The organism is Sphingobium sp. JAI105 (assembly GCF_015752145.1).
Taxonomy (GTDB): Bacteria; Pseudomonadota; Alphaproteobacteria; order Sphingomonadales; family Sphingomonadaceae; genus Sphingobium; species Sphingobium xenophagum.
This window is the reverse complement of the sequence record NZ_JADOUC010000001.1, coordinates 543,983-570,492: the sequence shown is the minus strand read 5'-3', so window position 1 is coordinate 570,492 and position 26,510 is coordinate 543,983. Positions and strand designations below refer to the sequence as shown.

General features: G+C 65.0%; 24 protein-coding genes. 12 read left to right on the top strand and 12 right to left on the bottom strand.

The genetic code is table 11. The annotated features are described in order from the left end of the window. The first annotated feature begins 169 nt into the window (after positions 1-169). From lepB to IWY39_RS02495, 4 genes are all read left to right on the top strand, one after another. Complete coding sequence (gene lepB / locus IWY39_RS02510; protein ID WP_107123948.1) at positions 170-1,009, top strand: signal peptidase I; 840 nt, start codon at positions 170-172, stop codon at positions 1,007-1,009. Beyond that, positions 1,006-1,689: a ribonuclease III gene (gene rnc / locus IWY39_RS02505; RefSeq protein WP_107123949.1), complete on the top strand. Its 684-nt coding sequence runs from the start codon at positions 1,006-1,008 to the stop codon at positions 1,687-1,689. The genes lepB and rnc overlap by 4 nt, the downstream gene beginning before the upstream one ends. A gap of 125 nt (positions 1,690-1,814) precedes the next feature. Further along, positions 1,815-2,729: a GTPase Era gene (gene era / locus IWY39_RS02500; RefSeq protein WP_181316636.1), complete on the top strand. Its 915-nt coding sequence runs from the start codon at positions 1,815-1,817 to the stop codon at positions 2,727-2,729. 52 nt (positions 2,730-2,781) lie between these two features. Next, positions 2,782-3,513, top strand: a complete 732-nt coding sequence (locus tag IWY39_RS02495) for a GGDEF domain-containing protein (protein WP_229380587.1) — start codon at positions 2,782-2,784, stop codon at positions 3,511-3,513. A gap of 3 nt (positions 3,514-3,516) precedes the next feature. Here IWY39_RS02495 and topA read toward each other — a convergent pair whose 3' ends face one another. The 3 genes from topA to plsY all read right to left on the bottom strand — a co-directional run bounded on the left by topA (position 3,517) and on the right by plsY (position 8,044). Continuing rightward, positions 3,517-6,090, bottom strand: a complete 2,574-nt coding sequence (gene topA, locus IWY39_RS02490; protein WP_107123951.1) for a type I DNA topoisomerase — start codon at positions 6,088-6,090, stop codon at positions 3,517-3,519. A gap of 275 nt (positions 6,091-6,365) precedes the next feature. After that, positions 6,366-7,448: a DNA-processing protein DprA gene (gene dprA, locus IWY39_RS02485; RefSeq protein ID WP_107123952.1), complete on the bottom strand. Its 1,083-nt coding sequence runs from the start codon at positions 7,446-7,448 to the stop codon at positions 6,366-6,368. After that, a complete protein-coding gene (gene plsY, locus IWY39_RS02480; protein WP_107124061.1) occupies positions 7,445-8,044 on the bottom strand; it encodes a glycerol-3-phosphate 1-O-acyltransferase PlsY in 600 nt (199 codons plus the stop codon). The genes dprA and plsY overlap by 4 nt, the downstream gene beginning before the upstream one ends. A 154-nt stretch (positions 8,045-8,198) precedes the next feature. Between plsY and IWY39_RS02475 the strand changes: the two genes are divergently transcribed. From IWY39_RS02475 to hemA, 3 genes are all read left to right on the top strand, one after another. Then, positions 8,199-8,648 (top strand): hypothetical protein, encoded by a 450-nt coding sequence (locus IWY39_RS02475; RefSeq protein WP_107123953.1) that lies wholly within the window; start codon positions 8,199-8,201, stop codon positions 8,646-8,648. A 51-nt stretch (positions 8,649-8,699) separates the two neighbouring features. After that, positions 8,700-9,503, top strand: a complete 804-nt coding sequence (murI, locus tag IWY39_RS02470; protein WP_107123954.1) for a glutamate racemase — start codon at positions 8,700-8,702, stop codon at positions 9,501-9,503. Positions 9,504-9,646: 143 nt separating this feature from the next. Next, positions 9,647-10,873: a 5-aminolevulinate synthase gene (gene hemA / locus IWY39_RS02465; RefSeq protein WP_107123955.1), complete on the top strand. Its 1,227-nt coding sequence runs from the start codon at positions 9,647-9,649 to the stop codon at positions 10,871-10,873. A gap of 31 nt (positions 10,874-10,904) precedes the next feature. Here the strand turns inward: hemA and IWY39_RS02460 are convergent, their stop codons facing one another. Further along, complete coding sequence (locus IWY39_RS02460; protein WP_107123956.1) at positions 10,905-11,549, bottom strand: class I SAM-dependent methyltransferase; 645 nt, start codon at positions 11,547-11,549, stop codon at positions 10,905-10,907. Beyond that, entirely contained in the window at positions 11,549-12,778 is a 1,230-nt protein-coding gene (locus tag IWY39_RS02455) for a DUF3419 family protein (RefSeq protein ID WP_107124062.1), read from the bottom strand. The genes IWY39_RS02460 and IWY39_RS02455 overlap by 1 nt, the downstream gene beginning before the upstream one ends. Before the next feature lie 134 nt (positions 12,779-12,912). Here IWY39_RS02455 and IWY39_RS02450 point away from each other — a divergent pair, with 134 nt between their 5' ends. Together IWY39_RS02450 and IWY39_RS02445 are read left to right on the top strand one after the other, a co-directional pair. Beyond that, positions 12,913-13,908 carry a ligase-associated DNA damage response exonuclease gene (locus tag IWY39_RS02450; protein WP_107123957.1) on the top strand — a complete coding sequence of 332 codons (996 nt, stop codon included), beginning with the start codon at positions 12,913-12,915 and terminating at the stop codon, positions 13,906-13,908. A 127-nt stretch (positions 13,909-14,035) separates the two neighbouring features. Further along, entirely contained in the window at positions 14,036-15,631 is a 1,596-nt protein-coding gene (locus tag IWY39_RS02445) for a cisplatin damage response ATP-dependent DNA ligase (protein WP_107123958.1), read from the top strand. A gap of 74 nt (positions 15,632-15,705) precedes the next feature. On the opposite strand, the gene IWY39_RS02440 is transcribed toward IWY39_RS02445, so the two are convergent. After that, on the bottom strand, positions 15,706-16,269 hold the full coding sequence (locus IWY39_RS02440) for a fasciclin domain-containing protein (RefSeq protein ID WP_026002637.1): 564 nt from the start codon (positions 16,267-16,269) through the stop codon (positions 15,706-15,708). Positions 16,270-16,471: 202 nt separating this feature from the next. Between IWY39_RS02440 and IWY39_RS02435 the strand changes: the two genes are divergently transcribed. From IWY39_RS02435 to IWY39_RS02425, 3 genes are all read left to right on the top strand, one after another. After that, a complete protein-coding gene (locus IWY39_RS02435) occupies positions 16,472-17,677 on the top strand; it encodes a saccharopine dehydrogenase family protein (RefSeq protein ID WP_019052087.1) in 1,206 nt (401 codons plus the stop codon). A gap of 98 nt (positions 17,678-17,775) precedes the next feature. Continuing rightward, a complete protein-coding gene (locus IWY39_RS02430) occupies positions 17,776-18,948 on the top strand; it encodes a carboxynorspermidine decarboxylase (protein ID WP_107123959.1) in 1,173 nt (390 codons plus the stop codon). A gap of 150 nt (positions 18,949-19,098) precedes the next feature. Beyond that, positions 19,099-20,289 carry a type III PLP-dependent enzyme gene (locus tag IWY39_RS02425; RefSeq protein WP_107123960.1) on the top strand — a complete coding sequence of 397 codons (1,191 nt, stop codon included), beginning with the start codon at positions 19,099-19,101 and terminating at the stop codon, positions 20,287-20,289. Between the two features lie 68 nt (positions 20,290-20,357). Here IWY39_RS02425 and IWY39_RS02420 read toward each other — a convergent pair whose 3' ends face one another. From IWY39_RS02420 to IWY39_RS02395, 6 genes are read right to left on the bottom strand one after another with little or no spacing between them, the layout of a single operon-like run. Next, entirely contained in the window at positions 20,358-21,563 is a 1,206-nt protein-coding gene (locus IWY39_RS02420) for a class I SAM-dependent RNA methyltransferase (protein WP_107123961.1), read from the bottom strand. Further along, positions 21,560-22,945: an NAD(P)H-hydrate dehydratase gene (locus tag IWY39_RS02415; RefSeq protein ID WP_107123962.1), complete on the bottom strand. Its 1,386-nt coding sequence runs from the start codon at positions 22,943-22,945 to the stop codon at positions 21,560-21,562. Before IWY39_RS02415 ends, IWY39_RS02420 begins: the two co-directional genes overlap by 4 nt. Then, on the bottom strand, positions 22,942-23,313 hold the full coding sequence (locus IWY39_RS02410; protein WP_107123963.1) for a hypothetical protein: 372 nt from the start codon (positions 23,311-23,313) through the stop codon (positions 22,942-22,944). The genes IWY39_RS02415 and IWY39_RS02410 overlap by 4 nt, the downstream gene beginning before the upstream one ends. Next, the gene (locus IWY39_RS02405; protein ID WP_107123964.1) at positions 23,310-24,026 is read right to left on the bottom strand and encodes an N-formylglutamate amidohydrolase; all 717 of its coding nucleotides are present in this window, start codon (positions 24,024-24,026) and stop codon (positions 23,310-23,312) included. Before IWY39_RS02405 ends, IWY39_RS02410 begins: the two co-directional genes overlap by 4 nt. Beyond that, entirely contained in the window at positions 24,023-24,898 is an 876-nt protein-coding gene (locus tag IWY39_RS02400; RefSeq protein ID WP_107123965.1) for a 4-(cytidine 5'-diphospho)-2-C-methyl-D-erythritol kinase, read from the bottom strand. The genes IWY39_RS02405 and IWY39_RS02400 overlap by 4 nt, the downstream gene beginning before the upstream one ends. Continuing rightward, the gene (locus IWY39_RS02395; protein ID WP_107123966.1) at positions 24,885-26,504 is read right to left on the bottom strand and encodes a tetratricopeptide repeat protein; all 1,620 of its coding nucleotides are present in this window, start codon (positions 26,502-26,504) and stop codon (positions 24,885-24,887) included. The genes IWY39_RS02400 and IWY39_RS02395 overlap by 14 nt, the downstream gene beginning before the upstream one ends. Positions 26,505-26,510 lie beyond the last annotated feature (6 nt).

The window sequence follows — 26,510 nt, the reverse complement described above, 5'->3', positions numbered from 1 at the left end:
CTCTTCGATGAAACCGAAACCGGCGCTGCACATGCCGATTCCCGGCCTTCTTTAGCCAATGTTTCGACCAATTGCATAGGTCAGGACGCGCTTGACGTGTCAGGCCGCAAGCCTCAAAAGCCCCAACGGCCGCTTTATCGGCTGTTTCACAGGGATTGAACGACCACCCATGACTGCAAAATCGGAAACGCGGGACTTTCTCTGGTTCCTCGCCAAGCTGGGCCTGTTCGTCTTTGTCCTGCGCAGTTTCATTATCTCGCCGTTCAATATCCCGTCGGAATCCATGCAGCCGCGCCTGCTGATCGGAGATTATCTGCTGGTCGCCAAATGGCCCTATGGCTATTCGCGCTATTCGCTGCCCTTCAGCATCCCCCTGATCCCCGGCCGCATCTTCCCGTCCACCCCGCATCGCGGCGACGTGGTGGTGTTCAAGGCGCCGCCAAACCAGAAGAATGACTATATCAAGCGGGTGATTGGCCTGCCCGGTGACATGATCGCCGTGCGCGGTGGCACCGTTTACCTCAACGGCGCTGCCATCCCCAAGCAGAAGGTCGCCGACCTCGTCATTCCCGTCACCCCCAACATGACGCAGGCCGCAGCCAAAGAGGGCGCGGAGTCCCCCTGCTATCGCCCCGATTTCGAGGAAGCCGCCCCCGGCGGCGGCAAACAGTGCCGCTATCCGCAATATCGCGAGACGCTGCCAGCGACCAAGGACACGCCCGCGAAAAGCTATAATGTGCTGGACCTGGTGCCGGACGGCGCGGCGGATGATCGCGACACGGTGCTGGTGCCGCAGGGTCATTTGTTCATGATGGGCGACAATCGCGACCGCAGCGCCGACAGCCGCTTCCCGGCGGTGGAAGGCGGCGGCATCGGGCTGGTCCCTGAGGAAAATCTGGTCGGAAAGGCCATGATTTCGGTATTTTCGACCGATGGCAGCGCCAACTGGCTGCTGCCCTGGACCTGGTTCACGGCTGCGCGGTGGAACCGCATCGGGGAAGGTTTTTGAACCATAAGGCGCCCCAACCTGACACGGCGGGCTGGCTGGCGGCGCTGATCGGGCGCCCCCCGCGCGACGCTGCGCGGTTCAGCCAGGCGCTCACCCATGGCAGCGCCAACCCGGTCAATTATGAGCGGCTGGAATTTCTGGGCGACCGGGTTTTGGGCCTGCTGGTATCCGAATGGGTGTTTGATCGCTTTGCCGGCGAACCGGAAGGCAAATTGTCGCGCCGCTTCAACGCGCTGGTGTCGGGCGAAACCTGCGCCGAGGTGGCGCGCGACGCGGGCGTGCCGGCCCATCTGATACTGGGCAAGCAGGCGCGCGACGATGGCGCGGCCAATAGCGACAATGTGCTGGGCGACGTGATGGAGGCGCTGATCGGTGCGCTCTATCTGGAGGCGGGGCTGGACGAAGCCCGCACTCTGGTGCGCCGCCTGTGGGCCGACCGCGTCGATACCCAGACCGCCGCGCCGCGCCACCCCAAATCCGCGCTTCAGGAATGGGCCGCCGCCAACAAGCGCAAGCCGCCCGAATATGAGATCAAGGACCGATCCGGCCCGCAACATGCCCTGCGCTTCGTCGTCTCCGTGACGATCAAGGGCGCGGGCGAGGCAAGCGCGACCGGCGGATCGAAGCAGGAAGCGGAGACAGCGGCGGCGGCAGCGTTGCTGGAGAAGCTGACGGGCTAAACCGAATTTATATGTTATGATGTGCTCCTGCGAAGGCAGGAGCCCAGGGCGCACTGGCGCGTGCTAACGCCCTGGGCTCCTGCCTTCGCAGGAGCACGGCTTGTTTAGGGCGAACGGAGTTTAGTTTGGAAAGTCCAGAAATTCAGTCAACGCAGCGCTGCGGCGTCATTGCCATTGTCGGCGCGCCCAATGCGGGCAAGTCCACGCTGGTCAACGCGCTGGTGGGGCAGAAGGTGGCGATCACCAGCGCCAAGGCGCAGACGACGCGCACCCGTGTCATGGGCGTCGCGATCGAGGGCGACGCGCAGCTGGTGCTGGTCGATACGCCGGGCATTTTCGCGCCCAGGCGGCGGCTGGACCGCGCCATGGTGCAGGCGGCCTGGGGCGGCGCGCAGGGCGCGGATCTGATCGCGATGGTTGTGGACGGCAAGGCGGGGCGTGGCCCGAAGCTTGAACCCATAATCGAAGCGCTCAAGCATCGCACCGAACGCAAATGGCTGATCCTCAACAAGGTGGACATCGCCATCAAGGAAAAGCTGCTGACACATACGCAGGTGCTGAACGACACGCTGGGTTTTGACGAAATCTTCTTCGTATCCGCCGCGACCGGCGATGGCCTGCCCGAACTCAAGGCCGCCTTTGCCGCCGCCATGCCGCAAGGGCCATGGCATTTCCCCGAAGATCAGGTGTCGGACGCCACCGACCGGATGCTGGCGGCGGAAATCACCCGCGAGCAGCTCTATCACCAGCTTCACGCCGAACTGCCCTATGCCGCCGCTGTCGATACCGAACAATATAAGGAACGGCAGGACGGATCGGTCGAAATCCACCAGCAAATCCTGGTCGCACGCCCGACGCAGCGCGCTATCGTGCTGGGCAAGGGCGGGCAGCGGTTGAAGGAAATCGGGTCAAAGGCTCGCGAGGAACTGGCCAGGCTGCTGGGGGTGAAGGTGCACCTCTATCTGCACGTCAAGGTCAAGGAAGACTGGGAAAATGACCGGGGCATATATCGCGACATCGGGCTGGACTGGGTCGAGTAGCCGCTAAAATTCATTATTTACTATCCTGTGCTACCCAAAGGCGATGCGGGGCATGCACAGGATCCTGGCGGGTATAAGCTTTTCGGTCAGCACGACCATGGCCGCGATGTTCGTCGCCTCGCGCTTTCCGGGCATGGAAATCCCCTTCCCCTACTGGATTTTCGGCTTCTGCACGCCGCTATGCATTTCCACGCCCGTCTGTATCATCATGAACAGGCAGGCGGAGCAGAAGCGCCGTCTCAATGACAAGCTGCGCGCCGCGCTGGTGGAATTGCAGCAACTGGCGGAAGTGGACCAGATGACCGGCCTGCTCAACCGGGCGACCTTTCTGCGTCGGCTGCAGGAAGAGCAGGACCGCCAGCCCGGCACCTGCCTGCTGATCGATGTCGATCACTTCAAGGCGATCAATGACGGCTATGGCCATGCCATGGGCGATCGCGTGCTCAAGGCGATCGCGGACAGCCTGCGCGCCACCATTCGCAGCGATGATCTGTGCGGGCGGTTGGGTGGCGAGGAATTCGCCATCTATCTGCGCAACATGCCATCGACCCAGGCGACCGCGATGGCGGAGCGCGTCCGCCAGGCGATCGAAATGCTGGACATTGCAGCGGCGGACGGCACCCATATTCGCCCGACGATCAGCGTCGGCGCTGCACATGCGGATGGCAGCGCCAGTGCCGGTCCCGGCGCCAGTGCGAGTGCCGATCAACTGCTCCAGCGCGCGGACATGGCCATGTACGCCGCAAAGGCGAATGGCCGCAATCAGGTCAGGCTCGCGGCCTGACCATCATTCCGCCGCCGCCGCCTTCTTCTTGGCTGGGGCTTTCTTTGCAGCGGGTTTCTTCGCCGCGCCCTCCTTCTTGGCCGCCGCCTTCTTGGGCGCGGCTTTCTTTTTCCCGCCCTTCTTGGCCGGAGCGGCAGCAGCCCGCGCGTCGATCAACTGGGCCGCTTCCTCCAGCGTCAACTGGTCCTTGTCCACTGTCTTGGGCAGGGTCGCATTGGTCGTGCCGTCAGTGACATAGACGCCATAGCGTCCTTCCATCAGCTTGATTTCGGCTTCCGTGCGCGGATGCGCGCCCAATATCTTCAAAGGCTCCCGCCCGGCGCTGCGCGGGCCGCGATTGGCGGCTTCGGCGAGCTTGACCACCGCGCTGTTCATCCCGACCTCGAAAATCTCCGACGTCGATGCCAGCCGCCCATATTTGCCGTCATGCAGCAGATAGGGACCAAAACGCCCGATATTCGCCACGATCGGCTTGCCCGTTTCGGGATGCAGGCCAATCTCACGCGGCAGGCTCAGCAGCCTGACCGCCCAGTCGAGCGTCAACTCGCCGTCGGGCAAGTCTCTTGGGATCGACCCGCGCTTGGCCTCCTTGCCTTCCCCCATTTCGATATAGGGGCCAAAGCGGCCGGATTTCTTGACGATGTCCTGCCCGGTCTCCGGGTGTTTGCCCAATATTTCGGGGCCAGTATCCTCGCCATCCTTGCCGCCGGGCTGGCCGAATTTGCGGGTATATTTGCATTCGGGATAGTTGGAGCAGGCAATGAATGCGCCAAAGCGGCCGCCGCGGAGAGACAACTGCCCGTCCGCGCATAACGGGCAGGCGCGCGGATTGCTGCCGTCCGCCCTGGGCGGGAACAGCATCGGCTCCAGAAACTTGTCGAGCGCGGCGGTGATGTCGCTCGGCTTCTGCTCCATCACCTCGGCGGTCTTGGGCTTGAAATCCTTCCAGAAGGCTTCCAGCACCGCCTGCCACTGCGCCCGGCCGCCGGAAATGTCGTCCAGCTCGTCCTCAAGGCCTGCAGTGAAATCATAGGAGACATAACGCTCGAAGAAGCGTTCCAGAAAGGCCGTCACCAGCCGCCCGCTCTCCTCGGCAAAAAAGCGGTTCTTTTCGACCCGAACATAGTCGCGGTCTTTCAGCACCTGCAATGTCGATGCATAGGTGGACGGCCGCCCGATCCCCAATTCCTCCAGCCGCTTGACCAGGCTGGCTTCGGAATAACGCGGCGGCGGCTGCGTGAAATGCTGCTCGGCGCTCACCTTCTTCTTGGCGGGCGCATCGCCCTCGCTCATGCGCGGCAGCAGCTTGCCATCTTCATCGTCGCTATCGTCGCGGCCTTCCTCATACAACGCCAGAAAGCCGGGAAAGATTACGACCTGTCCCGTCGCGCGCAACGTATGCGATCCGGTGGCGTCGCTCATGTCGATCGTGGTGCGCTCCAGCCGCGCCGACGCCATCTGGCTGGCCAGCGCCCGCTTGAACACCAGGTCATAGAGGCGCGCATGATCGCCGCTGCCCACCTTGTCGCGCGAAAAATCGGTCGGCCGGATGGCTTCATGCGCTTCCTGCGCATTTTTCGCCTTGGTCTGGTAGATGCGGGGCTTGTCCGGCACATAGCCGCCATCATAGCGCTGCGCGATCGCGGCGCGCGCGGCGGAAATGGCGCTGCCGTCCATCTGCACGCCGTCGGTCCGCATATAGGTGATCGCGCCATCCTCATAGAGTTGCTGCGCGATCCGCATCGTGTGGCTGGCGGAAAAGCCCAGCTTGCGGGCGGCTTCCTGTTGCAGCGTCGACGTCGTGAAGGGCGGCGGGGGATTGCGGGTGAGCGGCTTGGTCTCGACCTTCTCCACCGTGAAGCGCCCGGCCTCGACATCGGCCTTGGCCGCCATCGCGTCGCCCTCGCGACCGATGGTCAGCCGCTCGATCTTCTCGCCCTTCCAGCGGACGAGGCGCGCGGTAAAGGCGGTGCCGTCCTGCTCCATCTCCGCCGCGACCGACCAATATTCCTGCGGGGTGAAGGACTCGATCTCCCGCTCCCGCTCGACCACCAGCCGCAGCGCGACCGATTGCACCCGGCCCGCCGACTTGGCGCCGGGCAGCTTGCGCCACAGCACGGGCGAGAGGGTGAAGCCGACCAGATAATCGAGCGCCCGGCGCGCGCGATAGGCGTCGATCAGATCCTCGTCCAGCGCGCGTGGCTTGGCCATCGCGTCCAGCACGGCGGCCTTCGTGATCGCGTTGAAGGTCACGCGGTCCACTTGCGCCGGCAGCGCCTTCTTGGCGCGCAGCACCTCCTGCACATGCCAGCTGATCGCTTCCCCTTCACGATCAGGGTCAGTCGCCAGGATCAATCGTGACGCGCCCTTGGCTGCGTCGCTTATGGCCTTGAGCTGCTTGCCCTTGTCGCCATAATTTTCCCACTGCATCGCAAAGCCGTCATCCGGGTCCACCGATCCGTCCTTGGCGGGCAGATCGCGGATGTGACCGTAACTGGCCAGAACATGAAAATCCCCGCCCAGATATTTCTCGATAGTCTTGGCCTTGGCAGGCGATTCGACGATGACAAGCTGCATTTACGGCCCCGGAATTTGATGCCTCACACGTACGCGCGAGTCTGGAAGGCGATGACGGCGGGCGTCAAGCGGTGCGTGTGATTAGGGGAGATGTGGAGGGATGGCCAGCCCCATCGCGCTCCCGTCATGCCAGCGAAGGCTGACATCTAATGCGATAAAAGAGTTGGCGGAACTATTGGCTCCGTTCGTTTCGAGCGAAGTCGAGAAACGTCGCGCGCAGTTTCTCGACTTCGCTCGAAACGAACGGACGGTGAGTTTCAAATTGGTGCCAACCGTCACCGCAAACGCACCCGTCCCCCCGCCAGCCGGTCCAGCCGCTCGGCCAGTTCCAGTTCCAGCAGCACCGTCTGCACCACCGCCGGGCTAAGCCCGCTCAGGCGGATCAGTTCGTCGACCGGCACCGGCGCATGGCCCAGCAGCGCGATGACGGCGCTGCGTTCGCCCGCCGCGACATCGCTCGATACCGGCTCACCGGCGAAATCGAAGCTGCCCTGCCGCACCATGCGAATGTCGATGCTGCCCACCGCCTCCAGCACATCGTCGGCATTCTGGATCAGGGTCGCGCCTTCGCGGATCAGCTGATTGCAGCCTTGCGCGCGCGGGTCGAGCGGCGATCCGGGCACCGCCATCACCTCCCGCCCCGCTTCGCCCGCCAGCCGCGCGGTGATGAGCGAACCCGACTTGGGGGCAGCCTCCACCACGACCGTGCCTACCGCCAGTCCAGCGATGATCCGGTTGCGCGCGGGAAAATGGCGCGCCAGCGGCTGCACGCCCGGCGGATGTTCGGTCACCAACAGGCCGACATCGGCGATCTGCGCCTGCAAATCGCGATTTTCCGGCGGAAACACCACGTCCAGCCCACAGGCGATGACGCCGATCGTCCCGCTGCCCACCGATCCCTGATGCGCCGCCGTGTCGATCCCTCGTGCCAGCCCCGATACGACCACCGCGCCGCGCTGCCCCAGATCCTGCGCCAGCGTCCGCGCGAAGCGTATTGCCGCAGCCGACGCATTGCGCGCGCCGACCATGGCGATGCACTGGCCCGCTGCCAGCGCCGCATCCCCGCGCACGATCAGCGCAGGCGGCGCGCCCTCAAACTGGTCGAGCAGGGCGGGATACTCCGCGTCCCCCATCAACAGGTACCGCGCGCCCAAGGCCCGTGATGCGGCAATCTCCCGCTCGACCGCGCCCGCATCGGCAACGCTTGCCTTGCCGCCGCCACGCGCCGCCAGATCGGGAATGGCGCGCAATGCAACCCCCGCCGTGCCAAAGCGCGCCAGCAATTGCCGATAGCTGACCGGGCCGATCCGGGGTGAGCGGATGAGCCGCAGCCGGTCGAACCGTTCCTGCTCGCTCACCCTTTGCCGGACCCGATCTTGGGTTCCGTCCCCTGCATCAGCCGCGCGATATTGGCGCGATGCCGCCACAACAGGATCAGCGCCATCGCCAGCGCCACGGGCACCAGTTCGATCCGCCCCATGAACCATAGCGCGATCGGCGCGCTAACCGCCGCCGCCATGCCGCCGACCGACGACCATTTGGTCCCGAACAGCGCGCCCAGCCACACCGCCGCGAAGATGCAGCCAGCGGGCCAGTGCAGCGCCGTCACCACGCCCATCATCGTCGCCACGCCCTTGCCCCCGGCAAAGCGCAGCCAGACCGGATAGCAATGGCCGATAAAGGCCGCGGCCCCCGCCATCGGCCCTCCCCCGTCGATCAGCGCCGCGCCGATCAGCACCGCCGCCGCGCCCTTGAGCAGGTCCAGCAGCAGCGTCGCCGCCGCCAGCCCCTTGCGCCCGGTGCGTAGCACATTGGTCGCGCCGATATTGCCGGAACCGATCTGCCGCAGGTCGCCCGCCCCGGTAAAACGGGTCAGCAACAGGCCAAAGGGGATGGAACCCAGCCCATAGCCAAGCAGCAGAACGCACAGGGGAAGCAGCCAGGGAAAGTTCATATTCTCGCCGATGATGATGGGGCAGACAGGATGATCAGGCGACCATAGCGTGACGGGCGGCGCGGGCAATGGTCAACCGCAACCGCTCACCGCCTTCGCTTGATTTATGCCTGCGCGCCCGTCATTCTGGCGACCTCCCAGCGACGGACTTGCCATGACCGACAATGCCTCGTTCGATCCCCTGAGCAGCCTTGTCCACAACTGGACGACGATGGCGCTGGCGCCGCAGAAATTGTGGCAGTCGATCAACAGCGGCTGGTCCTTCGGCAACATCATCGTCAACGAAAATAATTCGAGCGCGCCGCAGACCGAACAGGCGATCGTCGCGCAGGAAAGCTATGGGCGGCAGATCGGCAAGTTGCTCGACGCGGTCGATACGCTTGCCAGGCGGCAGCCGGACTGGTCGGACACCGAGCCGCTCAAGGCCGCCACCGACCTGAAGATCAGGGTCGACGGCGTGAAGCTGGCCATGGCGCAGCGGCGGATCGACCAGTTGCGCGGCGATCTGGAACTGCTGCGCGCCGCCGGCCCGGCCGACCAATATGATGCCAGCGTCGCGGCCCTGCGCAAGCTGCTGGCGGAACTGCCCGAAACAGGGGATTGAACCGAACGGGCGTTGACACCCCCGCCTGTTCCCGCGACATGTCCCTCCATAATGACGGTCGCGCCAGAAGCTCCCATCCTCTTTTTCGATTCCGGCGTGGGCGGGCTGTCCATCCTCGCCCCCGCCCGCGCATTGATACCGACCGCGCCGGTCGTCTATGCCGCTGACAGCGCCGGATTCCCCTATGGCACCAAGAGCGAGACGGAGATCGCCGCGCGCGTTCCGGCGCTGCTGGGGCGGCTGGTGGAGCGGTACCGCCCACGCCTGGCCGTCATCGCCTGCAACACGGCATCGACCATCGCATTGAGCCATGTGCGCGCGGCGCTCGACATTCCCGTCGTCGGCACCGTTCCCGCGATCAAACCCGCCGCGCTTGCCTCCAAAACCCGCGTGTTCGGCGTGCTGGGCACCGACGCCACCGTGCGCCAGCCCTATGTCGACCGGCTGGCCGCCGAACATGGCGCGGACTGCATCATGCTGCGCCATGGCTGCGCGGCATTGGTGCAACTGGCCGAAGCGAAGCTACGCGGCGAACCGCTCGACCCGGCGATCGCCCGCGCCGCGCTGGCGGGCCTGACCGACCAGCCGGGCGGGGACCGCATGGACATAGTCGCGCTGGCCTGCACCCATTTTCCACTGGTCGAGGACGAACTGGCCGCCGCTGCATCGCGTCCGCTGACCTTCGTTCATGGCGGCGAGGGGATCGCCCGGCGCATTGCGTATCTGACGCAGGGCCAGCCCTGGCCGGACGCTCCGGCCAACGGCATCGCCGTATTCACGCGGGTGGATGACCATGTCCGCGCGCTCGCCCCGGCGCTTGCCCACTATGGCCTCGACCGGATCGAACAGCTCTGATTCTGTCTCTTGGACAAAAGGTCCGATATGATTGATCGGTATTTCCCCTTATGTCTGCGAACGGTTAGCGCTGGTAAAGCGCAGCATCAATCGGTAAACGCCCGCTATAAGTAGAATGTGGGCAGTCTAGGGTTAGGGCGAGCGTGAACTACAAGCATATCTTTGCGCAGGCGATCGATCGTCTCCATGAAGAAGGCCGGTATCGGGTGTTCATCGATATCCTGCGCAACCGGGGCGCCTACCCCAATGCGCGCTGCTTTCACGGCCATAATGGTCCCAAGCCCATCACCGTCTGGTGTTCCAACGACTATCTGGCCATGGGCCAGCATCCCAAGGTCGTGGCCGCGATGGAAGAGGCGCTGCACGATGTTGGCGCCGGGTCCGGCGGCACCCGCAACATCGGCGGCAACACCCATTATCATGTCGATCTGGAAGGCGAACTGGCCGATCTGCATGGCAAGGAAGCGGCCCTGCTGTTCACGTCGGGCTATGTCTCGAACGAAGCGACGCTTTCCACGCTGGCCAAGCTGCTGCCGGGCTGCATCGTTTTTTCCGATGAACTCAACCATGCCAGCATGATCGCGGGCATCCGCAATTCGGGCTGCGAAAAGCGGGTATTCCGCCACAATGACGTCGAGCATCTGCGCGAATTGCTGGCGGCCGAAGATCCCGAAGCGCCCAAGCTGATCGCGTTCGAAAGCGTCTATTCGATGGACGGCGACGTCGCGCCGATCGCCGCGATCTGCGACCTGGCCGACGAGTTCAACGCGCTGACCTATCTGGACGAAGTTCATGCCGTGGGCATGTATGGCGCGCGTGGCGGCGGCATTTCGGAACGTGATGCCGTCGCGGACCGGCTGACCATCATCGAAGGCACACTGGGCAAGGCGTTCGGCGTGATGGGCGGCTATATCGCAGCTGACCAGATGATCGTCGATGTGATCCGCAGCTATGCGCCCGGCTTCATCTTCACCACTTCGCTCTCCCCCGTGCTGGTCGCGGGCGTGCTGGCCAGCGTGCGCCATCTGAAAGGCTCCAGCGAAGAACGGGACGGGCAACAGGCGTCCGCCGCCCTGCTCAAGCAGTTCATGGCTGATGCGGGCCTCCCCGTCATGGACACGGTTACCCATATCGTACCGCTGATGGTGGGCGATCCGGTCAAGGCCAAGCGGATCAGCGACATTCTGCTCGCCGAATATGGCGCCTATGTGCAGCCGATCAACTATCCCACCGTCCCGCGCGGGACAGAGCGCCTGCGCTTCACGCCCGGCCCGGCCCACACCGAAGCGATGATGCGCGATCTGGTCGCGGCGCTGGTGGAAATCTGGGACCGGCTGGATCTTGAGTTGCTGGAACGCAAGGCAGCTTGAACCCCAGCGCCGTCTCGCTGGAAATGGGCGGTCAGGCTTTCGCCACGCCACCGCGAACGGCATAGCCGCGATACAGCGTCCTCAGGCTCGGTTCGCCACCGACATTGCGGGCGACGGCTTCGATCGCGTCGCCCAGCACCGGGCGCGGCGTTACGTGGAACCGCGCCAGCCATCCAAACAGGACCGCGCGCCACGCTCCGGGCAGGCCTTCCTGCTGGCCGAAATCCACAACCTCCAGCCTGCCCCCCGGCGCGACGCATAGCGCGGCCTGTTGCAGCGCCGCTTCCCAGTCGGGGATCATCGACAGCGCATAGCTGATGAACACGCGATCGAAGGTCGCCCGCCCGAACAACGCCTTGGGATCGAAATCCACGGCATCTCCCCGTGCCAGCCTGACGCGGCAGGCCATGCCCACCCGCTCAACCGAAATCTGCGCCGTGTCCAGCATCGCTTGCGAAATATCGACGCCATACAGCCGCGCATGGGGCCAAGCCTTGCCAACCGCGATCAGATTGCGTCCGGTGCCGCAGCCGATTTCCAGCACGCTGCCGCCCGAAGGCGGAGCAAGGTCGGCGATCAGCCCATCGCGCCCCAGCAGATAATATTTGCGCGTTATGTCATAGATATGCCGTTGCCAGCGATAGGTGCCGTCCATCAACCGTCCATGGTCGCTCATCATGCCTCCTTCAGCACATAGAGATGCACCCCGCCATAAATGGCCGATCGGTCGCGCGCCGTGTAATCAAGCGACGCCTGCGCCTGATACGCCCACTGGTCCATCACCGCGTCGACAACCCGTCCGGGCAGGATGCTCGGTTCGCCCGCCGTGCGGAACAGCACCCGCGCCCCCGGCTTCGCCGTCCGCGTGATCTGCGCCCACAGCGCGTTCAACTGATCGTCATCCATCCAGTCCTGCGCATCGAGCAAAATGTAGCGATCCGCCGAAGCGGCAGGCTGATCGCGCAGGAAATCGGTGAAATTGACATGGCGCACATCGACACGGTCCGCCCGCGTCCGCACCGCGTCATGATTGGCCGCCTGCAAATAGGGCGGCAATGGCCCCGCGCCCGCCGGGTCATTGGCGGCATAGCCGCGCCCGAATGCCTGCACCGCGAAATAATTATCCTTCAGGTCAAAGTCGCAGGCCAGTTTCTTCAGCCGGGCTTTGAGCACCGCGTCCATCCGGTCGTCCCCGGCCAGCGCCTCGAACTGCGCGGGCGGAATGCCCAGCCCGAATAGCGAGGCGGGCTGGCTGGTCAGCCAGCGCACAAATGCCTTGTCGAAAATCGGGGCCAGTTCCGCGTCGAAAATCGCCCGCTGCTCCGCCAGTGTCGTGGCGTCCAGCATCCGCCGCGGATTGACGCCATGCAACCGCGCCAGCAGATGCGCCGCGCCGATGAAGCGCCCCAGCAGGCCATGCTTGTAGATACCCCGCGCAAAGCCGCCGATCCGCCGCCGCCCGATCAGGTCGCGCCCTTCCCAGTAGCGCCGCGTCGCTTCATCCAGATGCGGCGCGACCATCTCCCGATAGGCCGCGATATTCTCGCGGCTGTCCGCCTGCGCGAAAAACCGGTGAAAGGCGGCATGATCCGGCAAGGTCCGTGCCGCCATCAGCTTCAGCCGGTTGAGCGCGATATGGGCGGTGTTCAGGTCCACGGCCGTGATCTTCGCGGGATCGGCAGTCAGGTAGGACAGGACGTTGCAGCCCCCCGACGCGATCGTCACCACATGGCAATCGGGCGTGATCGCCAGCGCCTCCATGTCCACCGCCGGATCTTCCCAGATCTGGGCATAGACCAGACCCCGGAACGCGAAGGTGAAGGCGCGCTCCAGCAACCCCTGCTTGGACAGATGCCGGTGGCGATGCACCGCGCGCGTGATCTTGTTATGGGCCGGTGCCGCCATGCTGTTCAAGCCTCCTCGCTATCGGGTCGTGGCGTGGCCCATAGGGCAACTGCGCGTCGGCACCGTGACGATAGCGTTACGTCCCTGTTACCAGCTTGCGGAACCGGCGGCGCGCTCACATCTTCTGGTCATCTATGGCCCATTGGATCGAACCCCACCCCACCGGCATCTATGTCCGCCCTGCCGATGCGTGGATCGACCCGTCCGTCCCGCGCGAGCGCGCATTGGTGACGCACGGCCATGCCGATCATGCGCGCGGCGGCCATGGCCATGTCTGGGCCACGCGCGAAACGCTGGCGATCATGGGCCTGCGCTACGGCACGGCATCGGGCACGCCGGTCGGCTATGGCGAGGAAATCCGGCTGGGCGGCGTCACCATCCGCTATGTGCCCGCAGGCCATGTCCTGGGATCGGCGCAGATCGTCCTGACCCATGCGGGCGAGCGGGTCGTCGTCACTGGCGATTACAAGCGCCGGCCCGACCCCACATGCCCCTCGTTCGAGCCTGTGCCGTGCGACATTTTCGTGACCGAAGCGACCTTTGGCCTGCCCGTGTTCCGCCATCCTGATACCGGCAGCGAAATCGACCGGCTGCTCGCCGCGCTTCACGCCAACCCCGATCGCTCCGTGCTGGTCGGTGCCTATGCACTGGGCAAGGCGCAACGGGTCATCTGCGAATTGCGCGCGCGCGGCCATCACGACCCGATCTACCTCCACGGGGCAATGGAACGCATGTGCAATCTCTATGTCGAACTCGGTGTCGAGATGGGCGACCTGCGCCCGGCAACCGGCGTCGCGGCAAAGGAGATGCGCGGCGCGATCATCGTCGCGCCGCCATCTGCGCTCAACGACCGCTGGAGCCGCCGTCTGCCCGACCCGATCACCGCCATGGCATCCGGCTGGATGCGCGTGCGCCAGCGCGCCCGGCAGAAGAATGTCGAACTGCCGCTGATCCTGTCCGACCATGCCGACTGGGACGAACTGACCAACACGATCCGCAAGGTTGCCCCGACCGAAACCTGGATCACCCATGGGCGAGAGGAAGCTTTGCTCCACTGGTGCATGACCCATCAGATCAGGGCGCGGGCGCTAGCGCTGGTCGGGCGGGACGATGAGGAGGAGGAAGGGTGATCATGTTCCATGATCCGTTCGCCCTGAGCCTGTCGAAGGGTATGGCTGAGCGAAGTCGAAGCCACTTCGCTCCGCTCAGTAGAAGGCTTCGACTTCGCTCATCCCGAACGGATCGGGGTGTCTCTCGGTGAGACCCTTCTCCCAACTGCTCGACGCCCTCGTCTATACCCGATCGCGCAATGGCAAGCTGGCGCTGATCGCTGCCTATCTGCGGTCCGCGCCGGACCCGGATCGTGGCTGGGCGCTGGCTGCCCTCACCGGCAATCTCGATCTCAAGGCGGTCAAATCCTCGGCCATTGGCGAAATGATCCGCGCCCGTGTCGATCCCGTCCTGTATGAAATGAGCCGCGACTATGTGGGCGACCTGGCCGAAACCGTCGCCCTGCTCTGGCCGACGCCGCCGGGCGAACCGCCGGACCTGGACGACGGCACGCTGACACTTGCTGCCGTGGTCGACCGCCTCCACGCCACCAGCCGCGCCGCAGCGCCCGACGCCCTGGCGCAGATGATGGACCACCTCGACGCATCAGGCCGCTTCGCCCTGCTCAAACTCGCCACCGGCGGCCTGCGCGTCGGCATTTCTGCCCGCCTCGCCAAAACGGGCTTCGCGCAGGCATTCGGGCTCGACGTCGATGATGTCGAGCAGGTCTGGCACGCCTTGTCGCCCCCCTATACCGCCCTGTTCGACTGGGCCGAAGGCCGCGCCGCCCGCCCCGACCCCGCGGGCACGCCCTTCTTCCGCCCCTTCATGCTCGCCCACCCGCTCGAAGCGGACAGCGTGGACCTCAATGACTATGCCGCCGAATGGAAATGGGACGGCATCCGCATCCAGATCGTCGGCACGGGCCCGGAACATGGCAGGCAAACGCGCCTCTACAGCCGCGCGGGCGACGACATTTCAGCGAGCTTCCCCGAAATAGCCGCCGCCTTCACCGGCCATGCCGTGCTGGATGGCGAATTGCTGGTGCGTGGTGAATTTCAGGGCGGCGAGGCGGCCAGCTTCAACGCCCTGCAACAGCGCCTTGGCCGCAAGCTCGTCAGCGCCAAAATGCAGGCGGACTATCCCGCTTTCGTGCGCCTGTACGATCTGCTGCTGGAGGGCGACGAGGATTTGCGCGCCCTGCCCTGGGAACAGCGCCGTGCCCGGCTCGAAGCCTATATGCCCCATCTCGATGCCACGCGGTTCGACCTGTCCGCCACGATCGACGCCGCCGATTTCGAAGCGCTCGCCGACATCCGGGCAGGCGCACGCGACGCCGCGATCGAAGGCGTGATGCTCAAACGCCGCGACAGCCCTTATGTCGCCGGGCGCAAGGCCGCTTTATGGTATAAATGGAAACGCGATCCGCTGACTGCCGATTGCGTCATGATGTACGCCCAGCGCGGCCACGGCAAACGCTCCTCTTTCTATTCGGATTACACCTTCGGTTGCTGGACGCCGGACGGAGAACTGCACCCGGTGGGCAAGGCCTATAGCGGCTTCACCGACGAGGAATTGAAATGGCTGGACCGCTTCGTCCGCCAGAACACGGTCGCCCGCTTCGGCCCGGTGCGCGAAGTGGAAAAGACGCTGGTGCTGGAAGTCGCTTTCGACAGCATCCATGACAGCAAGCGCCACAAATCCGGCCTCGCCATGCGCTTCCCCCGCATCGCCCGCATCAGGCGGGACAAGCCAGCGGCGGAGGCGGATACGGTGGAGGGGCTGAAGAAGCTGGTGCGCTGACCCACAAACAAACGGGCCGATGGCAAGGGGGTAGAGCCATCGGCCCGTCGGCCATCACATCATTTCGACAGCGATCAAGGCATCAAAACCGTGTCGATGACGTGGATGACACCGTTCGACTGATTGACGTCGGCGATGGTGATCTTGGCCGATCCGCCCTTGGCGTCGGTGACATACCAGTCCTTGCCCTTCTGCCAGACGGTCAGCGGTTCGCCCTGCGCGGTCGTCAGCACAGCCTTGCCGCCATTGGCCGCAGCCTTGGCCGCAATGTCCTTCGCGTTCATTTTGCCTGGCACGACATGATAGGTCAGTATGCCGGTCAGCGTCGCCTTATTCTCCGGCTTCAGCAGGGTATCGACCGTGCCTGCGGGCAATTTGGCGAAAGCGGCATTGGTCGGCGCGAACACGGTAAACGGCCCGGCGCTCTTGAGCGTGTCGACCAGACCGGCGGCCTTCACTGCGGCTACCAGCGTCGTGTGATCCTTTGAATTGACCGCATTGTCGACAATATCCTTGGTCGGATACATCGCCGCGCCACCGACCATCGGGTTCTTGGCCATTTGCGCCTGCGCGATCCCGCCGCCGCTGGCGGTCAATATCACGCTGGCAAGCGCGATCGTCATGGGTGAAAATTTCATGGGGGCATCCTTCCGCTATCTTGGCATCCCAAAGGTGTCGGGATGCGCGGTTGATACGTTTGAGAGAAGCGAATGGGTGCAAGGCATGACCTAAAGGACATCAGGGCAGGCAGCGCAATTGCACTGCGTCTTTGCGCTGTCATCCCAAGCCCCTATATGGGCGCTTTCGCGGGGTGACCGCGCACAGCATATGGAGACGAGATTGAGCAAGGTTCTGGTCATCGGCGCGGGCGGCGTCGGGTCGGTCGCGGTGCACAAGATGGCGATGAACAGCGATATATTCTCGCACATCACGCTCGCCAGCCGCCGCATCGTCAGCTGTGAGAAGGTCGCCGAATCGGTGCTGGCCCGCACCGGCGTCACCATCGACGTGGCGCAGGTGGATGCCGATGATGTCGCCGCCACCATCGCGCTGATCGAAAAGGTGCAGCCCAGGCTGGTCGTCAATCTGGCCCTGCCCTATCAGGATCTCAACATCATGGACGCGTGCCTCGCGACCAAGGTGGATTATCTCGACACCGCCAATTACGAACCGCGCGACACGCCAAAATTCGAATATGGCTGGCAATGGGCCTATCAGGAACGCTTCAAGGAAGCGGGCATCATGGCACTGCTGGGGTCTGGTTTCGACCCCGGCGTCACCAGCGTATTTGCCTCCTACATCAAGAAGCATCTGCTCGACACGATCGACACGCTCGACATTCTCGATTGCAATGGCGGCGACCATGGCCAGCATTTCGCGACCAATTTCAACCCGGAAATCAACATCCGCGAAGTGACCGCCCCGTCGCGTCACTGGGAAAATGGGCAGTGGGTCGAAGGTCCGGCGCTCAGCCACAAGCAGACATTCGATTTCGACCAGGTTGGCCCCAAGAATATGTACCTCATGTATCATGAGGAACTGGAAAGCCTGGCCAAATTCTATCCCGAAATCAAACGCATCCGTTTCTGGATGACCTTTGGCGACGCCTATTTGAAGCATCTGGAAGTGCTCCAGAATGTCGGCATGACCCGGATCGATCCGGTCATCTACGAGGGCAAGGAGATCATCCCGCTCCAGTTCCTCAAGGCCGTGCTGCCCGAACCGTCCAGCCTGGGTTCCACGACCAAGGGCAAGACCAATATCGGCGACATTGCGACCGGCACCAAGGATGGCGTGCAGAAAACCGTCTATGTCCTCAACGTCTGCGATCATGAGGATGCCTATGCCGAAACCGGCAATCAGGCGGTCAGCTACACCACCGGCGTCCCCGCGATGATCGGCGCGGCGATGATGCTGACCGGCGCATGGCGCGGCGAAGGCGTGTTCAACATCGAACAGTTCGATCCCGACCCGTTCATGGACATGCTCAACAAGCATGGCCTGCCTTGGCAGGTGAAGGAACTGGACGCGCCGCTGGCGTTTTAAGCCGCCGTGCTCCTGCGAAGGCAGGAGCCCAGAGTCCGGGGCGCAGTGCTTGCGGCCCTGGGCTCCTGCCTGCGCAGGAGCACATTGGGATAGAAATCATGGAAACCAAAGCCGGCGATCCCGCCGCCTTCGCCCATTTCGACCTGTATCGCGTCCCCTCCCCCGCCTTTGTGGTGGATGAGGCCGCGATCCGGCGCAACCTTGCCATTCTGGCCGACGTTCGCGACCGCGCAGGCATCAAGATATTGGGCGCGCTCAAGGCGTTTTCGATGTGGTCGCTAGGCAGCGTCATGGGCGAATATCTCGACGGCGTCTGCGCGTCCGGCCTCTATGAAGCGCGCCTCGGCCGCGAGGAATATAAGGGCGAGGTCGCGACCTATTGCGCCGCCTACAAGCCTGCCGATCTGGCCGAAATCCTCAAGATTTCCGACCATGTGATCTTCAACAGCCCCGGTCAGATTGCGCGCTTCAAGCCGCAGATCGACGCGGCCCGCGCGGCCGGACACAGTTTCGACATCGGGCTGCGCATCAATCCGCAAAACCCGGAAGGCGAAGTCGCAAAATACGACCCTTCGCAGCCGCACAGCCGTCTGGGCTTCCCCGTCAGCCAGTTGACGCCCGATCATCTGGCCGGGGTGGACGGCATCCATTTCCATAATCTGTGCGAACAGGATCTGGCGCCGCTGGAGCGCACCTGGGCGGCGGTAGAACAGCATATCCTGCCGCACATCGCCAGCCTCAAATGGCTCAATTTCGGCGGAGGCCATCATATCACGCGCGCCGATTATCAGCGCGACGATCTGGTCGCCTTCCTGCAACGGATCAAGGCGCAGACCGGCCTGACCCTCTATCTGGAACCGGGCGAAGCGATGGCGCTCGACGCGGGCATACTGGTGGGCGAAATCCTCGACGTCATCGACAATGGCATGGCCGTCGGCATCACCGACATTAGCGCCACCTGCCACATGCCCGACGTGATCGAGGCGCCCTATCGCCCCGCCATGCTGCACGAGCCATCGGATGGTCCCGTCACGCGCCTTGGCGGGCCATCCTGCCTGGCGGGCGACATTATCGGCGACTATCGAGTCCCCGGCGGCGCGGAGCCGGGCGCGCGGATCGCCTTCCTCGATCAGGCCCATTATTCCATGGTCAAGACCAATACGTTCAATGGCGTTCCCCTGCCTGCCATCTGGCTCTGGGATTCAACCACCGACAAACTCACGGAAATTCGCGCTTTTTCCTATTCGGATTTCAAGGCTCGCCTCTCCTGAGGCACGCTTCGTGGAGCCGCGTGCAACAAAATTTGCACATACGCTTTACAGGGGGACCCCCTACGCATATAGCGACCGTCCGCTGCCCCATGGGACTTCCACCGCAAGGCAGCTTTTTATGCCCACGAACGACACTGGAGGTCCCTTGAATTGCACAAGCATCCTAGCGCGCTGGGGGTAGCGACCACCCTCACACCGGCAGCACCGGTAACGCTGATTCGCCCGCAGGCTGCGGCCCGCGCCGCCCGATTCTTCGTCGAGAAGTTTCCGGGGCGCTCGCTCTATGCCGTAAAGGCCAATCCCTCGCCCGATTTGCTTCGGACGTTGTGGGACAATGGTATTTCGCACTTTGACGTAGCTTCTATCGCGGAAGTGCGCCTTGTCGCGGAAACGCTGCCGGACGCGAAGCTGTGCTTCATGCATCCGGTCAAGGCTGAAGAAGCCATCGCCGAAGCCTATGCCGTCCATGGCGTACGCACCTTCTCGCTCGACACGATCGACGAGCTGGAAAAGATCATGCGCGCGACCAATGGCGCGACGGATCTGGAATTGTGCGTCCGCCTGCGCGTGTCGTCGGAACATAGCGAATTGTCGCTGGCGTCGAAATTCGGCGCGGAACTCGGCGAAACCCGCGAATTGCTGATGGCCACCCGTCAGGCCGCCGACGCGCTTGGCATCTGCTTCCATGTCGGTAGCCAGGCGATGAGCCCGCAGGCCTATAGCGACGCGATCGAGCGCGTCCGCGCGGCGATTGTCGATGCGGCGGTCACGGTCGACATCATCGATGTCGGCGGCGGCTTCCCGTCGGTCTATCCGGGCATGGAGCCGGTTGCGCTCGAAAATTATTTCGACGCGATCCACCATGGCTTCGAAAGCCTGCCGGTCAGCTATTCGTCGGAACTGTGGTGCGAGCCTGGCCGCGCGCTGTCGGCGGAATATAGCTCGATCATCGTGCGGGTGGAGCGCCGTCGCGGTACGGAGCTCTACATCAACGACGGTGCCTATGGCGCCTTGTTCGATGCCGCACATATTGGCTGGCGTTTCCCGGTTGCGCTGCTGCGTGACGAGGAAAGCGACGCGGCGATGACCGGCTTCTCCTTCTATGGTCCGACCTGCGACGATATGGACCATATGGTCGGCCCGTTCATGCTGCCTGACGATGTCGCTGCTGGCGATTATATCGAAATCGGCATGCTGGGCGCCTATGGCTGCGCCATGCGTACAGGTTTCAACGGCTTCACGGCGGAAACCGTGGTCGAAGTGGCGGACGAGCCGATGGCCAGCCTCTATGCCGAACCTGTGCCTGCCCGCCGTCGCGCGACTGTCATCAAGCTGGGCTAAAAGGCTCAAGCTCCCCTTTGGAGAGGGTGCCTGTCCCTCGCTGCTTCCCCCGCAGCGAGGGACAGTTTTTATCGGCGGAATATCCCCACCATCTCGACATGGGTGGACCAGCGGAACTGGCCGACCGGGCGGACCTGATCCAGCCGGTATCCGCCCCCCACCAGATGCACGGCATCGCGGGCAAAGCTTGCCGGATTGCAGGACACATAGGCGATTACCGGCACGCTGGACGCGGCCAGTTGCATGACCTGCTCCCGCGCCCCCGCGCGTGGCGGGTCGATGACCACGGCGGCAAAGCGGTTCAGTTCTTCTGGCATCAATGGCCGGCGGAACAGGTCGCGATGGTCCGCCACCATCCGCCGCTGCGCCCTTTGCCCCGCCAGTTTCAGCGCCAGCACGACATCGCGTGCGCCCTCCGCCGCATAGACCGGGCGATCAGCCCCCAGCGCCAGCGCGAAAGTGCCAAGGCCGCAAAACAGGTCCGCCACCGCGCCTGTATCCGGCATGGCCTCACGCACCGCGCCCACCAGCGCCGCTTCGCCATCGGGCGTCGCTTGCAGGAAGGAAAAGGGCGGAAACGCCACCGGCACGCCACCGAATGTCACCGTGGCCGCTTCGGGTTCCCAGCGGGTCTGCGGGCCATCGCCTTCATCGATCGTCAGGCGCGCGAGGCCCTGCGTCCGCGCAAAATCGCCCAGCCCCTCGTCCGCCGCCAGCCCTTCGACCTTCACCCCTTCCAGCAGCAGGTCGACGCCCTGATCGATCAGCGACATGCGGACATGCGCCGCCCGCTTGTCGGGCAGGATCAGCCGCAACAGTTCGTGCAGCGGCGCCAGCAGCGCAAACAGGCGCGGGTCCAGCACGGCGCACATGCTCAGGTCGATGAGCTTATGGCTGCCGGATTCGGCAAATCCGATCGTAACCGTCTTGCCCGCCCGCACCGCGCGCAGCGAGGCGCGTCGCCGCGTCATGGGTGGCGAAAGATGCGGCGACACTACCGTTTGCGCGACAATGCCCTGCCCCGCGAGCGCGCCGACCACACGCCCGGTCACGAAGTCCGCCAGGCTCGCCTCATCGACATGCTGCAATTCGCAGCCGCCACAGGTCGGGAAATGGACGCAGGGCGGTTCCACACGATGTGGCCCGGCGATGATCGTGCCATCGGTCAGCAGCCGGTCGCCCGGTGCCGTCAGCGCGGCGTGGCGTCCATCGGTGGTGAGGCCATCGCCCTTGGCAGCGATGCGGATGATGATGTCTGGATCAGTGTCGGTCACAATCGCGCGGCGATAGCCGCTGGCAGCGCTGCAAGCAAATCATCGGCGATAAAAGCCGCGCCCGCCCGCCGCGCAGCGTCGCCATGCAGCCACACCGCCTCGCCCGCCGCACGAAAAGCATCGTGCGTCACCGCCCACCGCCCGGCGACCAGCCCCGCGAGAACGTCGCCCGTCCCGGCGGTGGACAGCCAGTGCGACGAACCCGACGCCACTGCAACGCGCCCGTCCGGGGCCGCGATCACGCTGTCCGCGCCCTTATATATCACGATCGCGTCGCTCCGTTCCGCCGCCGATCGCGCCCGGTCGATCTTGCTGCCCGGCAGATCGCCGAACAGCTGCGCGAATTCGCCCTCATGCGGGGTCAGGATCGCGCCGTCGGGTATCTGGTCGACGTCGATCAGCGTCAGCGCGTCGGCGTCCAGCACCAGCGGATGGCCATGGGTCAACACTGCCTCCAGCCGCGCCCGCGCCGTGGCGTCGCGCCCCAGGCCCGGCCCGACCAGCACGGCCGCCAGCCGCGCATCATCCAGCGAATCATGGAGCGCATCGACAGTCTGCGCGTCCTGCGTGACGATGGCGTCGGCTCCGTGGCGCAGACCATCGGCTGCCAGCCGCCGCACCATGCCCGCGCCGGATCGCGCGGCTGCCTGCGCCGCCAGAATGCTAGCGCCGGCCATCGTCCCGCCGACGACGGCCACCAGACCGCGCCGATATTTATGATCGTCCGGGCCCGGCGCTGCCAGGCGTGGCGGCATCAGTTGATGCGCCAAGTCCGACGCGGGAATCCCGATGTCGGCGCAGATCAGCCGTCGGACATGCCCCGCCGCCGGATAGAGCAGATGCGCGGGCTTCAATGCCCCCAGCGCGATACAGATGCTGAAATGCGGCACGGCGGAAAGCAGCGCCCCGCTGTCGCTATCCACGCCGCTGGGCAGGTCGATGGCATAGCTGTGGCTGGCCGACGCGCTCAGGTCGCACAGTCGCGCCGCCACGGCCGGATCAAGCCCGCGCGACAGCCCGGTGCCGAACAGCGCGTCGACCAGTTGCGTGGCGGGGGCAGCAGTCGCGAGTTGCTCGACCGGCCCATCCCATCCCGCCTGCGCCCGGCGGCTCGATGGCGTACCACTTTCCCCCAGCACGGCGACCCGTACCGCAACGCCCCGCGCGCGCAGCAGCCGGGCGATGACGAAGCCGTCCCCACCATTATTGCCCGGCCCGCACAGGACCAGCGTGTCACGCAGTCCGCCCGCGCGCCAGATAATCGCCGCCGCCGCCGCGCCAGCCTCTTCCATCAGGCCATAATCATCGACGCCAGCATCGAACAAAGCCTGTTCCGCGCTGCGCATCTGCGCTGCGGTCAGGATCGGCGTTCCGGCGTTCACGGCGCCGATCCGGCGACCTTCACCGGCAGGCGATAGCGGTCGCCGCCGATACGGATTTCGACCAGTCCGGTATCGACGATCTGCAACCGCGCCATCTCCGCGCCGTCCGCCGCTTCCAGCCCACGCCCGTCCGCCAACACGCGGAAGCGGCGGAAACCACCATCGGGATGACGGATCGTCAATATCTCGCCTGTCCGCTCGATCTGGCAATCGCGCGCCCAGCCAGCGTCCACGCCGATCGCACAATCGGCCTTGCCGTCATCGACCGGCGTAGCCGTCGCCTGCTGTGGCCCCGCCTCATTGCCCGGCTGGCCTGGCTCGCCGCCACAGGCCGCCAGCAACAGGCATCCGGCGATCAAAATCCTCATGTCAGTGCGCTCCTGCACGCCAGCACGACCGGGCCGATCAAATCGGCAAAACGCCGCTGCCCCGCCGCGTCACGCACCATATCCTGCCGCATCTCGATCCCCAGATAGGGAATGCCATTGGCCTCTGCATGGCGGTTCATCGTCGCATTCAACTGCTGGCCAGAATAGGGCAACTGGTCGCCGACGATCAGCCCCGCCGCCTCCAGCATGGGGATTGCGATCCGCGCTGCGCGATCGTCCGCATTATATAATATGCCAATCTCCCACGGGCGCTTCTGCCCTGGATCGCTGGCCAGATGAGGCGTGAAGCTGTGCAGCGACAGGATGAACGGCGCGGTCATCCCCTCCAGCAGCCGTTCGACCTGATGATGATAGGGATAGTGGAACCGCATCATCCGCTGGGTCAGGTCTGCGTCGCGATTGCCGGGGATGGCATGGCCGTCGCTCATCACCGGCAACAGGCCCGGCGCGTCCGGTTCGCGATTAAGGTCGATCACCAGCCGCGACGCTCCGCCCAATATCGCGGTACAGCCCAGTTGCGACACCAGCAGCGCGCTGACCTCCGCCACGCCGATGTCGATCGCGATATGATTGTCCAGCAACGCCGGATCGATGCCCAGGTCGATGTCATCGGGCACCCGCGCCGACGCATGATCGGCAACGATCAGAACGTCCAGCCCGCCGCCATCGATCTGCGTGAATGCCTCGCTCATGCCGTTCTGATCCGCGTTTCCATGATCCACCAGTCGCGGTGCGCCGCCTGCACCGCCATGGCCGCGTCGGCCATCGCCGCATCGCTGTCGAACAGCGCAAAGCAGGTCGCGCCAGACCCGGACATGCGTGCGAGCACCAGCCCGTCATGCCCCTCCAGCGCGCCGAGCAATTGCGCAATCACAGGCGCAGCGGCGATCGCCGGCGCTTCCAGGTCATTGCGCCCCTGCGCCACCAATGTTTCCAGGCTCGTGGCGTCCAGCGGCCCGCGATCCACCCGGTCCCAACCGTTGAAAACCTGCGCCGTCGATACGCCGACCCCCGGATTGACCAGCAGCATCGCCATGCCGTCCAGCCCCTCGACAGGGTGCGGCCGCAGCCTTTCGCCGCGTCCTGTCACCATCTGCGTCACGCTGGCGACGCAGGCGGGGACGTCCGATCCCAGATCGAGCGCCAGCCCCGCCAGTTCCTCAGCCTCAATACGCACGTCCCACAATCGCGCCAGCAGACGCAGCGTCGCCGCCGCATCCGCCGATCCACCGCCAATGCCCGACGCCACCGGCAAAATCTTGGTCAGGCGGATCGCGGCGCCGCGCTGATCCCCCAGATAGGCCTGCAACGCGCGCGCCGCCTTCATGACCAGATTGTCCGGCCCCGCCTCCAGCGCGCCGCCAAATGGTCCGTCGATGATCAGGTCGATCGCCCCGTCATCGGTCGCCACCGCGCTCAGCCGGTCGCCATGTTCGGCAAAGACGAACAGGCTTTCCAGCGAATGATAGCCATCGTCCCGCCGCGCCCGCACATGCAGCGCGACATTCACCTTGGCATAGGCGGTCTCGATCATCAGGCCCGCGTCCAGATCAGGGTGCGGCATATTCTGGCTTCAATCCCTGCTCCACCTTGGCCGCGATCCGCTCCGCGCCGTCCCCTTGCGCAAAGAGCGAGGCCGCCGACCACGCATAGCGCGCCTCATACCGCCGTCCCGCACTCCACAGCGCATCGCCCAGATGCTCGTTGATCGTCGCATCCGCCGGCGCACCCGCCGCCGCGCGCTCCAGCACCGGGACCGCGCCAGCAACATCGCCCGTCACATAACGCGCCCAGCCCAGCGAATCGGCAATAGAGGCATCCTGCGGCTTCAGCGCGCTCGCCTTCTTGATGAGGTCCAGTGCCTCCGCGACATTCTGCCGCCGCTCGATCTGCGCATAGCCCAGATAATTGAGCACCACTGGTTCGTTGGGGGCCAGCGCCATGGCCCGCTCCAGCACCACCCGCGCTTCATCCCAGCGTTCGCCCTGTTCCAGCGCGCTCCCTTCGAACAGCAACAGCGCCCAAGGCACTTGCCCGTCACCATAGTCTGCCTGCGCTGCCCGGAACGCCGCTGCCGCACCGTCAAAATCATTCATGTCGGCCAGCAACCGGCCCAACCGCACCTGCCGTTCGCTGCCCGCGCCCGGTTCCGCGGCCAGCGATCGCGCCAGTGCCAGCGCCGCCTGCCTGTCGCCCGCCGCCGCCAGCGCATCGACCAGTTCTGCCTGACCCAGCGCGCCATACCAGCCATCGACCGGGATCTTGCGCGCCTCCGCCACGCCGCCCTGCGCCAGCCCGCCCGCACTCAGCAGGCGCGCGGCGACCAGTTGCGCCTCCGTCCCGCCCGGATCGGCAAAGGTCGCGATCCGCGCCAGCCGGACGCTCAGCGCCATGCCGCTATTGTCCGACGCGATGTCGGAAGCCAGCCGCGACAGCAGGCGCGCATAGCCCTGGACCGGCGTGACCGCCGCCGCCTTCACCTTGCCGCGTGTCATATCCGCCCGCGCGCGCGCGAACGTCGCCTCGCCCGCCGGGACCAGCATCAGCGCCTCCGCCTTCGTCCCGCGCGCCGCCAGTTGCGCCGCCAGCGTCAGGCGCAACGCCGCGCTTTCGCCGCCGCGCAGCGCGATCGCGCGCCGGATCGCGGGCACCGCCGCCGCTACATCGCCGCGATCCAGCGCCTGCAAGGCCAGATGTTCATCGACATAACGCTGCGCCAGCGCCGCAAAACGGTCCTGACCCGCAACGACCGGCGCGACATAACGGCCCTCGCCCAGCGTGATCCAGCTGGTGATGATGGGGGCAAGGAAGGAGAAATTGCCTTCCTCCACCATCCGCGCCGTCAGCGAACGCGCGCCTGCCCAATCCTTGCGCCCCAGCGCTTCGCCGATCAGCAGCAGCGTGCCGTCACGCGGCAGCGCGCCCTGCTCCTCCAGCAACGCGGCGGACCGCAGCGCCAGCGCCCGGTCGCCGCTCTCCAGCGCCTGGACATAGGACCGCCGCGCCACATCCACGCTGTCCGGGTCGAGCGTCAGGGCCGTGCGGTAATTGTCCACCGCCAGCGCCATCGCCCCATCCCCGTCCGCCAGCCGCGCGCGCGCATAGGCGTGCAGCGCAGCTTGCGGATCAACCGAGGCTCCGGCGGGTGCAGCCACCGGAATCGTCAGCATCAGGAA